This window comes from Janthinobacterium fluminis (assembly GCF_028595325.1).
GTDB classification, from domain to species: Bacteria; Pseudomonadota; Gammaproteobacteria; order Burkholderiales; family Burkholderiaceae_D; genus Janthinobacterium; species Janthinobacterium fluminis.
The window spans coordinates 286,066-299,184 of record NZ_JAQQXR010000006.1; the positions used below are offsets into that span (position 1 = coordinate 286,066).

Sequence of the window (13,119 nt, forward strand, 5' to 3'; positions counted from 1 at the left end):
CTCGAAGAATGGCGGCCTCAGGGCCGTTCGGTGTTGCCGGCGCCGCCGCGCCCGCCCAGCCGGCCGGCCAGGCCGCGCAGCCGCGCCGACCAGCGCCCCAACGCGCCGGCCGGCGCGGCCGGCGCCGACGGCGCCGCCTGCAGCGCCTTCTGCAGCGCGAACACGCTTTGCGGGCGCGCCAGCACCTCCGTCATCAGACAGGCGCGCACCAGTTGCACCAGCTCCGGCGAATAGGCGCCGTCGAGGCGGGCGAAATGCCCCTCCATCTTGTCCTCGCGCTTGCGCTGGTCGGCCGGCTGCGGCGGCGACCCCACCATGCAGGCAAACATCGACGCGCCTATGCTGTAGAGGTCCGACCACGGCCCCAGCGCGGCGCCCTTGACGTACAGCTCGGGCGGCGCGAAGCCGGGCGTGTACATCGGCGTCAGCTTGGGCAGCTCGCCGTTGAAGCTCTGCCGCGCCGCGCCGAAGTCGAGCAGCATCGGCGTGCCGTCCGTGCGCAGATAGATGTTGGCCGGTTTCAGGTCCAGGTGCAGCAAGCCGTTGGCGTGCACCTCGCGCAGGCCGTTGAGCACCTGCAGGAAGATCTGGCGGATGAAAGCCTCGCCCGGCTGGGCGCCTTTTTTGCGCTGGCGCGCGATGTGCTCCTGCAGCGAATAGCCCGATTCATAGGCCATCACCATGTACACGGTGTCGTTGGCGCGGAAAAAATTCAACACGCGTACAACATTTTGGTGGGAAATGCGCGCCAGCGCCCGGCCCTCCTCGAAAAAACATTTCAGGCCGATGCGGAACACCGGCAGGTTCGCTTTCGAGATGGCGGGCGCCAATTGCCCGGGCTGGCGCAGCGCCAGCGCGCTCGGCAAGTACTCCTTGATCGCCACGGCGGCGCCGTCGGCGTCGTCGGCCAGATATACAATACTGAACCCGCCGGACGCAATTTTCTTTACAATGCGATATCCAGCAATTTCCAGGCCATCGGGCAGCGGGGCGTTGTTTTGTGCAGCCATAGAATTCCTTGCCTCAACCAGCACGATTGTGTGGACATATCACTGTTTTGTAAAGATAAAATCGGGGACTCCATTGAGCATTTCAAGCATGACAGGTTACGCGGTTGCCACCAGCGAGAGCGCGGCAGGCACACTGACAATTGAAATCAAGAGCGTCAATTCGCGCTTTCTCGATCTGCAATTTCGCATCAACGACGATTTGCGCGCGCTCGAACCGGATTTGCGCGCCGCCGTCATGGCGGCCGTCACGCGCGGCAAGGTCGAGGTGCGCCTGAGCTTCGGGCGCAAGGCGGCCGGCGCCGGCACGCAGGCGCTGAACACGGCGCTGCTGGCCGAACTGGCGCGCATGCAGGGCGAAATCGCCCAGCACTTCGCCGCCGCGCCCGTGATGACGGTGGCCGAGCTGCTGCGCTGGCCCGGCGTCATCGAGGAGGCCCAGGTCGGCCAGGAATCGCTGCAGGCCGACGTCGGCCAGCTCGGCGCGCGCGCCGTGACGGCCTTCGTCGAGAGCCGCCGCCGCGAGGGCGCCGCCCTCGAAGCCGTGCTGGTGTCGCGCATCGAGGCGATGGAAGCCATCGTCAAGCGCATCACGCCGCTGATCCCGCAAGTGGTCGCCGCCTTCCAGCAAAAAGCCGTCGAGCGCATGCAGGACGCGCTCGGCATGGCTTGCCAGGGCTCGAACACGGCCAACTCGCGCCAGGACGCGATGGAGCGCATCCGCCAGGAAGTGATCCTGTACGGCATCCGCATCGACGTCGCCGAAGAACTGGCGCGCCTGTCGGCCCACCTGGCCGAGACGCGCCACATCCTGAAAAAGGGCGGCCAGGTCGGCAAGCGCCTCGACTTCATGATGCAGGAACTGAACCGCGAAGCCAACACGCTGGGCGCGAAAGCCTCCGTCAAGGAGTTGGCGGACGCGTCGATGGACTTGAAGCTGCTGATCGAACAGATGCGCGAACAGGTGCAAAACCTCGAATAAGGCGCGCCGGCCTGGGGACAGACCACGATTTCCCGGGCATTCCCGCCCCGGAAATCGTGGTCTGTCCCCAGCTGGGGTTGCTCTTTGGTAAAATACGCCTTTGGGCCACGCCAAAGCGGCGCGGCCGCGCATTTTTTCGCTGAGGAATATCCGCATGAGCCAAACCACCGCCTTCTCCGGCAGCCTGTTCATGGTCGTCGCCCCGTCCGGCGCCGGCAAGTCGACGCTGGTCAACGCGCTGCTGGCGCAGGAGCCGGCCATCCGCCTGTCGATCTCGACGACGACGCGGCCGCCCCGCCCGGGCGAGGAGCACGGCCGCGAATACTATTTCACGACGGCCGAAGACTTCGTCGCCCGCGCCGCCGCCGGCGAATTCCTCGAATGGGCCGAGGTCCACGGCAATTACTACGGCACCTCGCGCATCCTGGTCGAGCGGGAAATGGCCGCCGGCACCGACATCCTGCTGGAAATCGACTGGCAGGGCGCGCGCCAGGTGCGCAAGCAGTTTCCGCGCACGGCGGGCATCTTCATTCTGCCGCCCTCGATCGACGCCCTCGAAGAGCGCTTGAACAAGCGCGGCCAGGACAGCCAGCACGTGATCGCCCGGCGCCTGCTGGCGGCCGGCGGCGAAATCGCCCACGCTCCCGAGTTCGAGTATGTTATTATCAATGAAGAGTTTACGGTCGCTTTGTCGCAGTTGAGCGCGATCGTCGGCGCGACCCGTTGCCGGTTTGCGCAACAAGCGGCGCGCAACGCATCGCTCTTCGCCCAACTGGGCATCCACGCTGAATAAGCACGAGCACCGCCACCAGTCGCATTATCTGTCGCATTATTAGGAGTTAAGATGGCCCGTATCACAATCGAAGATTGCCTCAAGAGTATCCCGAACCGCTTTCAACTGACGCTGGCGGCGACCTACCGCGCCCGTCAACTGCTGCAAGGCCACACCCCGAAGGTTGAGGCGAAAGACAAGCCGACCGTCGTCGCGCTGCGCGAGATCGCCGCCGGCAAAGTGGGCATCGAAATGTTGAAAAAGGTTCCCATGTAATTGGGGAGTCTGCGTGCCCGAACAGTGCTGAGCCAGGTTCTCCAGTACCCTTTTCATCCTACTGCGACGGAACGCACAGCTTTATGAACCTGATCCCAGCCGATCCGACGTTAGCGGGACCGTCCGCCCTGGCCCCGCGCCCGGCGGCCAAAGCACCGGGCGCGTCCGCGTCCGGCCTCGCCACGTCCGCGCCGTCGATGCCGCCGGTGCTGCCGGCCGGCGTCGCCTCGGTCAGCCACCTGGCCGACAAGCTGGCCGACTACCTCAGCCCGTCCGACCTGAAGAAGGTCAAGGAAGCCTACCGTTTCTCCGACGAAATGCACCTGGGCCAGGTGCGCCGCTCCGGCGAACCGTACATCTCGCACCCGATCGCCGTCGCCGAAATCTGCGCCGACTGGAAGCTCGACGCCCAGGCCATCATGGCCGCGCTGCTGCACGACGTCATGGAAGACCAGGACGTCAAGAAGGACGAGCTGATCGAGCGCTTCGGCGCCCCCGTCGCCAGCCTCGTCGACGGCCTGTCGAAGCTGGAAAAGATCGAGTTCCAGAGCCAGATCGAGGCGCAGGCGGAAAACTTCCGCAAGATGCTGCTGGCCATGGCCAGCGACGTGCGCGTCATCCTCATCAAGCTGGCCGACCGCCTGCACAATATGCGCACGCTCGACGTGATGGCGCCGGCCAAGAAGCGCCGCATCGCCAGCGAGACGATGGAAGTGTACGTGCCGATCGCCCACCGCCTCGGCCTGAACAATATCTACCGCGAGCTGCAGGACCTGTCCTTCTCGCACCTCTACCCGCTGCGCTACCGCACGCTGGCCAAGGCCGTCAAGGCGGCGCGCGGCAACCGCCGCGAGGTGGTCAAGAAAATCCTCGAATCGGTCAAGAGCACGCTGGCGATCGCCGACATCGAGGCCGAGGTCTACGGCCGAGAAAAGACGCTGTACGGCATCTACAAGAAAATGCGCGGCAAACGCCTGTCGTTCTCGCAGGTGCTCGACGTCTACGGCTTCCGCGTCGTCGTCGACAGCTTCCCCAACTGCTACGTCGCGCTGGGCACGCTGCACAGCCTGTACAAGCCGATGCCGGGCAAGTTCAAGGACTACATCGCCATCCGCAAGCTGAACGGCTACCAGTCGCTGCACACGACGCTGATCGGCCCCTACGGCACGCCCGTCGAGTTCCAGATCCGCACCCAGGACATGCACCGCACGGCCGAATCGGGCGTGGCCGCGCACTGGCTCTACAAAACCGGCGACTCCAACCTGTCCGACCTGCAGCAGCGCACCCACGCCTGGCTGCAGTCGCTGCTCGACATCCAGCAGCAGACGGGCGACTCGGCCGAGTTCCTCGAACACGTCAAGGTCGACCTGTTCCCCGACTCCGTCTACGTGTTCACGCCGAAGTCGAAGATCATCGCGCTGCCGCGCGGCGCCACGGCGGTCGACTTCGCCTACTCCATCCACACGGGCATCGGCGACCACACGGTGTCGGTGAAGATCAACAACGAGACGGCGCCGCTGCGCACGGAGCTGCGCAACGGCGACATCGTCGAAATCGTCACCGACACCTCGTCGCGGCCCAGCCCGACCTGGCTGTCCTTCGTGCGCACCGGCAAGGCCCGCTCGGCCATCCGCCACCACCTGCGCACCATCAACCTGCCGGAGTCGATCGTGCTGGGGCGGCAGCTGCTGGCCCAGGCCCTGCTCAACCTGAGCATCGCGCCGGAACTACCGGCCGCCCTGGTCGAGCGCCTGCTCAACGAATCGAGCGCGAAATCGCTCGACGAGCTGTACGCCGACATCGGCATCGGCAAGCGCATGGCGGCCCTGGTGGCGCGCCACCTGTTCGGCCTGATAGGCGGCGAATCGGCCAGCGCGCCGATCGACCACAACAGCGCGGCCGAGCTGGACCCGGTGACCATCTGCGGCAGCGAAGGCGTCTCCGTGCAACTGGCGCCGTGCTGCCTGCCGATCCCGGGCGACCAGATCATCGGCCAATTGCGGCGCGACCAGGGCTTGCTGGTGCACACGGGCGACTGCACGCTGGCCAAGCGCCAGCGCGCCAAGGAGCCGGACCGCTGGATCGCCGTCAAATGGGGCGTCGAGCTGAACCGCCGCTTCGACAGCCGCATCAAGCTGCTGATCAACAACGAAAAAGGCATCCTGGCGCGCGTCGCCGCGGAAATCGGCGAATCGGACGCCAACATCACCTACGTCGGCATGGACGAGGACAAGGAACACGTGCTGCACCAGCTGCGTTTCACGATCCAGGTCAAGGACCGCGTGCACCTGGCGGGGCTGCTGCGCAACGTGCGCCGCGTCACCGGCGTCAACCGCATCCTGCGCGAGCGCAGCTAGCGCACAGCCGGGGACAGACCACGATTTCCGAGAAAGATTTCTCGAAAATCGTGGTCTGTCCCCGGCTATTTGGCCGTTCCCCGCAGCCGCCCGGCGGGCCGCGGCCCGGCACGCCTGTGCAGGGCCGCCTCGACCTGCCGCGCAAACGCCTCGCTGCCCAGCGCAAAATTGCCATTCGTCGCCTTGCGCACCGCGCGCAACAGTTCCGGCCGCAGCGCTTCGCGGAACAGGCCGCGGTAGGCATCCTGCCTCGCCACCCCATCCGCCCCCATCGCCTCGTACACGGGATGGCGGCTGAGGATGGGATCGAGGCGCCCCTCGGCGTTGCCGCAGTAACTGGACCAGAGGTATTGCGCCGGTTCGCACACGAGGCCCGCGCGCACAGGATTGAGCTCGATATAGCGCTGGCACACCAGCAGATACGTCTCGTCCTGCACCAGACAGGAGCGATAGCGTCCCTCCCACAAACTGCCGCTGCGCTGGTAGCGCCGATTGACGTACTGCACATACTGCTGGCCCAGCGCCTTCATCAACATGGCCGGCGCCGCCGGCGCGTCGGCCGAGATCAGCAAATGCACATGGTTACTCATGAGCACATAGGCGTGGATGCGGCAAGCGCTGGCGTCGGCGTGCTCGGCGAGCCAACGCAAATACACGCGATAATCGGCATCGGCGAAGAAACAGGGTTGGCGGTTATTTCCGCGCTGAATCAGATGCAGGGCGACATTGGGCAAAACCAGGCGGGCGCGGCGCGGCATGGCGATCTCCTCACTAGAACCTCCCCTCAAATTAGCAGGCGGCCCGGGATCGGCCGTGAGCGGCCGCAAGCATCAGGGCATGCGCGGCGCAAAAAGCCGGGGACAGACCACGATTTCCGAGAAAGATTTCTCGGAAATCGTGGTCTGTCCCCGGCTGTTCAGGCGGCGGGGGCCGGGTAGCGCACTGCGAGCAACTCCAGCTCTTCCGGGCCGTGCGGCGTCGCCAGCGTCACGAGGTCGCCCTCGCGCGCCTTGGTGATGGCCCGCGCCACCGGCGCCACCCAGCTGATCTTTCCGTTCAACGGGTCGAGTTCGTCGATGCCGACGATGGTGATGGTGTGCGTCTCCCCCGCCTGGTTGCGGTAGGTGACGCTGGCGCCGAAGAAGACCTGGTCGCTGCCGTGGTGCACGCTGGGGTCGACGATGGCCGCCAGGTCCATGCGCTTGGTCAGGAAGCGGATGCGCCTGTCGATTTCGCGCAGGCGCCGCTTGCCATAGATGTAGTCGCCGTTTTCCGAGCGGTCGCCGTTCGACGCCGCCCAGTGGACGATCTTGACCACTTCCGGCCGCTCGACGTCGATCAGTTGCAGCAGCTCGTCCTTGATGCGCTGGTAACCGGCCGGCGTGATGTAGTTCTTCGCGCCGGCAGGGATGGCCAGCGCCAGCGCGGCGGCCTCGTCGTCGTCCTGGTCCGATTCTTTTACAAATGCTTTGTTCATGCGCCTATTGTAGCGACACTGGCGCCGCGCGCGCAGCCGTTTGCGCTGCGCCCCGCGCTTTTTCACGTATGATCTGGATTAAATGCTAAACATTTTGTTTGGGAAAGACTAAACTCCGCTGGCCGGCTACCGGCCGATGTCTTGGAGAGCAATGAAACGATTGTATAAATTCCGCCGCTGGCTGTTCGCGCCCCTCGTCTATCTGGCCGCGATCTGCCTGCTGTTCGAGGAGTGCCTGTGGGATGCGGGCGCCCGCCTGATGCGCCGGCTGGCCCAGTTCCCGCCGCTGCGCGCCCTCGAAGCGCGCATCGCCCGCCTGCCGCCCTACTGGGCGCTGGCCGTGTTCGCGCTGCCGGCCGTGCTGCTGTTCCCCGTCAAGGTGCTGGCCCTGCTGGCGATCGCCCACGGCCATGCCTTCTCCGGCGTCGGCGTGATCGTCCTCGCCAAGGTCGGCGGCGCCGCCGCCGTCGCCCGCCTGTACGCGCTGACCCGCCCGGCCCTGCTGTCGCTGCCCTGGTTCGCCCGCTGGCACGGCAAGTTCATCGCCGTCAAGGACCGCTGGATCGCCCGCCTGCGCGCCACCCGCGCCTGGCGCCGCGTCGACGGCATGGCCGCCCAGCTGGCCGCCGCGCGGCGCCGCTACTGGGCCGCCTGGCGCGCCCGCCCGCCCAGCAACGCCCGCCCGGCGCGCCTGCTGCGCCGCTTCGCCGCGTTCTGGCGCGCGCGCCGGCGCCGCTCCCGGCAGTGAGCGCCGCCATGCGCCGCCCCTCCGCACCCGCCGACGCGCCCTGCCTGGCCGCCGTGATGCAGGCTTCGCCCTCGGAGATTTACCTGATCGACGCGGCCACGCTGCGCTTCGTCGACGTCAACGCGGCCGCCCGCGCCAACCTGCAGTACGACGCCGCCAGCCTGGCGGCGCTGACGCCGTTCGCGCTGGCGCCGCAGCTGTCGCGCCAGCAGTTCGACGCGCTGCTGGCCGGCCTGGGCCACGACATCGGCGACCAGGTCAGCCTGCACACCGAGCAGCGCCGCCGCGACGGCACGCTGTATCCGCTGACGCTGCGCCTGCTGCGCACCAGCCGCGACGGCCAGCCCCTGATCCTCGCCGTCGGCGAGGACATGAGCGCGCCCCAGGCCAGCGCCGCCGCCCTGGAACAGGTGCAGACGCGCTTCAACGCCATCGTCTCGAACACGCCCGGCCTGGTCTACCAGTTCCGCCTGCACGGCGACGGCGCCGTCTCCTTCCCCTACCTCAGCGACGGCTGCCAGGCGCTGCTGGGCCTGACGGCGGCGCAGTTGCAGCAGCAGCCCGAGCTGTTCCTGCAACTGATCCTCGCCGACGACCGCAAGGGCTACCTCGACTCGATGCAGGCGTCCAAGGCGGCCCTGTGGAGCTGGAACTGGGAGGGCCGCATCTGGGTCGACGCCTGGAAGGACGTCAAGTGGATCAATCTGCGCTCGACGCCGCGCGCCTGCGGCGACGCCGTGCAGTGGGAGGGCATCATGACGAACATCAGCGAGAGCAAGCTGGAGCAGCTGGAAGTGAAGCAGTCGCGCGCCCGCCTGGCCGAGCTGACGGCCCACATCGACCGCGTCAAGGAACAGGAGCGCACCCGCATCGCCCGCGAAATCCACGACGACCTGGGCGGCAACCTGAGCGCCATCAAGATGGCGCTGGCGATGCTGGCCAAGCGCCTGCCGCCGGACGGCGCCCTGCACGACAAGGCCGCCTACGTCGACGAGCTGGTCGACCGCACCATCGACGCCGTGCACCGCATCTCGCTGGACCTGCGCCCGTCGATGCTGGACCTGGGCATCGTCGCCGCCCTGGAATGGCAAAGCAAGGAGTTCGAGACGCAGGCCGGCCTGCCCTGCCACTTCGTCTCGAACCGCAAGGAGATCGACCTCGACCTGGACCAGGCGACGGCCCTGTTCCGCATTTTCCAGGAGGCGCTGACGAACATCGCCAAGCACGCCCACGCCAGCCGCGTGACGGTGCGGCTGGCGCGGCTGCGCCACCACATCAGCCTGAAAATCACCGACAACGGCGGCGGCATCTGGCAGGCCGACCGCGCCAAGCCGAAATCGTTCGGCATACGCGGCATGGCCGAGCGCGCCAACGCCCTGGGCGGCACGCTGACGCTGGGCCACGCGGCCGGCGGCGGCACCGTGGTCACCATCAAAATCAAGCTGGCCACGCCCAGGGAGACGATAATAGCGGCCGCGGCCGCCGCCCCGGCCGGCCGCACGGCGCCGCAAACTTAGTACTGATACGAACAAGATGAGCAATGCCATGACAGAAAAAGCCAGCATCAAGGTCTTCATCGCCGACGACCACGCCATCGTGCGCGAAGGCCTCAAGCAAATCCTCGCCGAGACGGGCGACATCACGGTCGCCGGCGAAGCCGAAAACGGCCTGGACGCGATCAAGCTGTTCCGCGGCGCCCACTGCCAGGTGCTGCTGCTCGACATCTCGCTGCCCGACCGCAGCGGCATCGACGTGCTCAAGCAAATCAAGAAGGAGCGCCCCGAGGTGGCCGTGCTGATGCTGTCGATGCACCGCGAGGACCAGTACGCGATCCGCTCGCTGAAGGCGGGCGCGGCCGGCTACCTGACCAAGCAGAGCGCGCCGCGCGAGCTGGTGACGGCGATCCGCCAGGTGGCCGGCGGCTTGAAGTACATCAGCGCGGCGCTGGCCCAGGAGCTGGCCAACACGGTCGGCGAAGACCACGAGACGGCGCTGCACGACACGCTCTCGGACCGCGAATACCAAACGCTGACGATGATCGCCTCGGGCAAGACGGTGGGCGCCATCGCCCAGGAGCTGTCGCTGTCGGTGAAGACCGTCAGCGAATACCGCGCCCGCCTGCTGCTGAAGATGAAGCTGAAAAACAGCGCGGAACTGACCCATTACGCGATCAAGAACCAGTTGATCGAGTGACAGCCGGGGACAGACCACCATTTCCGGGAAAGCTTTCCCGGAAATGGTGGTCTGTCCCCGTATCCAGTGATGCTTTAAAGTAAGATGACTTCCCGGCGCTAATTGCCTATTTGGCCCGGCCCCGCTTGGAATATCATAGGGACAATTAGCAAACCCTTATAAGAGGCTGTGCGCATCATGTCGAGTCAATCCGTCCCCCCGTCCGCCGTCCCCGCCGGCGCCACCGCAACGCCGGCGCAAAATCCGGCCGACATCGCCCGCGAAGCCTTCCGCCGCCTGGCCACGCGGCGCATCGCGCCGACGCCCCAGGCTTACCGGGAAATCTACAATGAAATCGCCGGCACCACCGACAGCGGCGAGCCGGCCGCCGTCATCGCCGCCAGCGCCCCCGTCGACGACGGCGCCGGCGCCGTGCTCAGCGGCTTCGCCGGCAAACTCAGCGAGAACACGGGCGAGCTGGCCGACTTCGGCCGCCGCTTCCAGCGCGCCGTCAAGGCCCGCGACTGGGACGGCTACGCCAGGGCGCTGGCGCAACTGGCCGACAAGCACCTGAAAAAGGCCGGCGTCGGCATCGAGACGGCCGCCGCCCCCGACGGCGAGCAGACGCGCCTGCTGCGCGACCTGCTGAGCCGCACGCTGACCTTCGCCGTCGCCTCGCTGCTGACCGGCACGCCGGCGCTGGTGGCCGAGTCGGAGTCGCTGGGCAGCGCCATCAAGCTGGCCCACACGGAGGAGGCGCTCAACGAGATCGCCCTGCGCCTGAAGCAGTTGTGCTACCAGATCGAGCTGAAAAGCGGCGACACGGCCGAGCAGCAAGAATTGCTGCTGCGCCTGTTCAAGCTCTTGCTGGAAAACGTCAGCGAGCTGCTCGACGACGACAGCTGGCTGCGCGGCCAGATCGACGCCGTGCAAAACCTGATCGCCGGCCCGCTCGACCAGCGCGCGCTGGAGGACGCCACGCGCAGCCTGAAGGAAGTGATCTACAAGCAAAGCCAGCTCAAGCACAGCCTGTCGGACGTCAAGCTGACCGTCAAGAACATGATGATGACCTTCATCGACCGCCTCGGCCAGGTGGCCGCCAGCACCGGCGACTACCACGAGAAGATCGGCGGCTACTCGGACAAGATCAGCAAGGCGGAAAACATCACCGAGCTGAACCTCATCCTCGACGAAGTGCTGCGCGAAACCCGGCTGGTGCAGACGGAGGCGCTGCGGGCCCGCGACAAGATGGTGCTGGCGCGCCAGGAAGTGCAGGACGCGGAACAACGCATCCACACGCTGGAGGCCAAGCTGCAGCATATGAGCGAGCTGGTGCGCGAAGACCAGTTGACGGGCAGCCTGAACCGGCGCGGCCTCGACGACGTGTTCGAGCGCGAGACGGCGCGCGCCGACCGCCGCGGCACGCCGCTGTGCATCGCCATGCTCGACCTGGACGACTTCAAGCGCCTCAACGACACCTACGGCCACCTGGCCGGCGACGCCGCCCTGAAGCATCTGGTCAAGATCGTCAAGGACACGCTGCGCTCGATGGACGTGATCGCCCGCTTCGGCGGCGAGGAATTCCTCATCCTACTGCCGGAAACCTCGGTCGAGGCGGCCGCCTCGACGATGACGCGCCTGCAGCGCGAGCTGACCAAGCACTTCTTCCTGCACGAAAACGAGAAGGTGCTGATCACCTTCTCGGCCGGCGTCGCGCTGCGCCTGCCCAACGAGGACCAGGCCGAGCTGGTGAAGCGGGCCGACCGTGCCATGTACCAGGCCAAGCAGACCGGCAAGAACCGCGTCGTCGTGGCCGACTGAGGACGGCGGGCGCCGGCAACCGCACACTGAACCTTGGGCACAGCGACGCCATCCCTGTTTTCGATAACAGGGAGCGCTCGATGATCTGGCGCCGCAAGGCCAGACGCAAAAAAGCCCGCATCAAGCGGGCTTCGTATAAATCATGGCAATGCCCTATGCCTCGGCCTTGGCCTTCGCTTTGCGGCGCAGGCTGAAGCCGAGGACACCCAGGCCGGCCAGCAACATGGCGTAGGTTTCCGGTTCCGGCACTGCGGCCAGCGGTGTATCCGATATCCTGAGATTGCGGAACAAAGCTTGATCTGCTGTATTTGTATTGTACTGTTGCAACATTATATGTGCCGGGTTGCCATTGGTCATTGAGTTAATAAAATACAAGCTGTAATGATGCCAACTACCATCGCTTACCAGCAAAGTGCCATACCCAGGTTGGCCGGCTCCCAGCCAGGCACCATAGGTTCCAGGAAAACCGGAGCTGACGCCGATGAAACCGCCACCTTTGTTGCTGAGCGATTTGGCGCCAAAATAATCAAAATTAATGTAGCCGAGCCTGTAAGTGGCGGCGCTGAATATATCTCCACGCGTGGTGCTGTTCGAAAAGCCTAAGACATTGCCCGTACCTCCGGTCGGATCGGCAAATACATGCGCATGCGAACCGGAACCTGGAGCGACGGGGGCACTGTTTTTGATCCAGCCGTTCAAATTGTCAAAATTTTCTGTCAGGCTAATCGTGGTGGCAAATGCCGGGGTGATTGCCGCGCAAAACAGAGTGGCCATTACGACATTTTTCATTTTCATATCCATTTAGTCATTTCATTGATATACATACATGTGTCAGGTGACAGCGTTCACAGTTGCCGAATTGATTGCATCTCGTTGCATTTCCTGTACAAATTTAATCACATATAAATGCATATTAGCAAGAAATATTTCAATATTGAAAATACCTCATTTATTATTGCCGCAAGGAAATTGAATATTTACCCGTAAATAGAACGTTGAAAAAAACTTGAATACCTCGGGTTCGCTGCAGCCCGCATTTCACCTTGAAACTCGTTTCTAGCCCGGTTCCCGGCTGATTTTTGCCAACTTCTTCGCCTTTCAGCAATCGTTGGGTGGATTTCGTCCTATACGGCAAACAAACACCAGCCCAAAATGGTTGCATGCGCGTCAACTTGTAAGCCACAAACGTGAAATCCGTCTGCGTCCTGACCTTGCCAAGCCAACGAAGCGGGCCTTGCGTAGTCAGCCGGCGGAATGTTTCCAGCCCAAAGTGGCAATGCATCCGAATGTCGCGGCGGGCTTTATTTTGAGGGCGCTGCATGTCGTTTTATGGATGAAGTTGGCGATTCCCCGTGCATGAGTTCCTGTTCTACGATGAAACAGGCAGCTCAGCACATGAAAAGTATGCTCAACCTTGGCGCGTAGGCTGGCCTTCACCCTCTCCAAGCTCTCTCGCAGTCAAACAACTGGGTTCTTCTTGAGCTTGCGCAGGCCGGAGCGCACGACG

General features: G+C 64.8%; 13 protein-coding genes. 8 read left to right on the top strand and 5 right to left on the bottom strand.

Features of this window, described 5'->3' with window-relative positions; translation table 11 throughout:
• Positions 1-17 precede the first annotated feature (17 nt).
• The gene (locus OIK44_RS17005) at positions 18-1,010 is read right to left on the bottom strand and encodes a serine/threonine protein kinase (RefSeq protein WP_273672364.1); all 993 of its coding nucleotides are present in this window, start codon (positions 1,008-1,010) and stop codon (positions 18-20) included.
• Between the two features lie 88 nt (positions 1,011-1,098).
• Here OIK44_RS17005 and OIK44_RS17010 point away from each other — a divergent pair, with 88 nt between their 5' ends.
• From OIK44_RS17010 to OIK44_RS17025, 4 genes are all read left to right on the top strand, one after another.
• Positions 1,099-1,989: a YicC/YloC family endoribonuclease gene (locus OIK44_RS17010; RefSeq protein ID WP_273672365.1), complete on the top strand. Its 891-nt coding sequence runs from the start codon at positions 1,099-1,101 to the stop codon at positions 1,987-1,989.
• A 154-nt stretch (positions 1,990-2,143) separates the two neighbouring features.
• Positions 2,144-2,782 (top strand): guanylate kinase, encoded by a 639-nt coding sequence (gene gmk, locus OIK44_RS17015; protein WP_273672366.1) that lies wholly within the window; start codon positions 2,144-2,146, stop codon positions 2,780-2,782.
• 51 nt (positions 2,783-2,833) lie between these two features.
• Positions 2,834-3,037 carry a DNA-directed RNA polymerase subunit omega gene (gene rpoZ, locus OIK44_RS17020; protein ID WP_026172382.1) on the top strand — a complete coding sequence of 68 codons (204 nt, stop codon included), beginning with the start codon at positions 2,834-2,836 and terminating at the stop codon, positions 3,035-3,037.
• Positions 3,038-3,120: 83 nt separating this feature from the next.
• Positions 3,121-5,394, top strand: a complete 2,274-nt coding sequence (locus tag OIK44_RS17025; RefSeq protein WP_273672369.1) for a RelA/SpoT family protein — start codon at positions 3,121-3,123, stop codon at positions 5,392-5,394.
• Positions 5,395-5,459: 65 nt separating this feature from the next.
• Here OIK44_RS17025 and OIK44_RS17030 read toward each other — a convergent pair whose 3' ends face one another.
• Positions 5,460-6,152, bottom strand: a complete 693-nt coding sequence (locus OIK44_RS17030) for a transposase (RefSeq protein WP_273672370.1) — start codon at positions 6,150-6,152, stop codon at positions 5,460-5,462.
• Between the two features lie 158 nt (positions 6,153-6,310).
• A complete protein-coding gene (gene greB / locus OIK44_RS17035) occupies positions 6,311-6,871 on the bottom strand; it encodes a transcription elongation factor GreB (RefSeq protein ID WP_273672372.1) in 561 nt (186 codons plus the stop codon).
• A gap of 151 nt (positions 6,872-7,022) precedes the next feature.
• Here greB and OIK44_RS17040 point away from each other — a divergent pair, with 151 nt between their 5' ends.
• The 4 genes from OIK44_RS17040 (at position 7,023) to OIK44_RS17055 (ending at position 11,612) form a co-directional block, all read left to right on the top strand.
• A complete protein-coding gene (locus tag OIK44_RS17040; protein WP_273672373.1) occupies positions 7,023-7,619 on the top strand; it encodes a hypothetical protein in 597 nt (198 codons plus the stop codon).
• Positions 7,620-7,627: 8 nt separating this feature from the next.
• Positions 7,628-9,136, top strand: coding sequence for a PAS domain-containing sensor histidine kinase (locus OIK44_RS17045; protein ID WP_273672375.1), 1,509 nt, complete (start codon positions 7,628-7,630; stop codon positions 9,134-9,136).
• A 28-nt stretch (positions 9,137-9,164) separates the two neighbouring features.
• Complete coding sequence (locus OIK44_RS17050; RefSeq protein WP_273672377.1) at positions 9,165-9,812, top strand: response regulator; 648 nt, start codon at positions 9,165-9,167, stop codon at positions 9,810-9,812.
• A 177-nt stretch (positions 9,813-9,989) separates the two neighbouring features.
• Positions 9,990-11,612, top strand: coding sequence for a GGDEF domain-containing protein (locus tag OIK44_RS17055; RefSeq protein WP_273672378.1), 1,623 nt, complete (start codon positions 9,990-9,992; stop codon positions 11,610-11,612).
• A 153-nt stretch (positions 11,613-11,765) separates the two neighbouring features.
• On the opposite strand, the gene OIK44_RS17060 is transcribed toward OIK44_RS17055, so the two are convergent.
• Positions 11,766-12,413, bottom strand: a complete 648-nt coding sequence (locus tag OIK44_RS17060) for a PEP-CTERM sorting domain-containing protein (RefSeq protein ID WP_273672380.1) — start codon at positions 12,411-12,413, stop codon at positions 11,766-11,768.
• 151 nt (positions 12,414-12,564) lie between these two features.
• Positions 12,565-12,933: a hypothetical protein gene (locus OIK44_RS17065; protein WP_273672382.1), complete on the bottom strand. Its 369-nt coding sequence runs from the start codon at positions 12,931-12,933 to the stop codon at positions 12,565-12,567.
• Between the last annotated feature and the right edge of the window lie 186 nt (positions 12,934-13,119).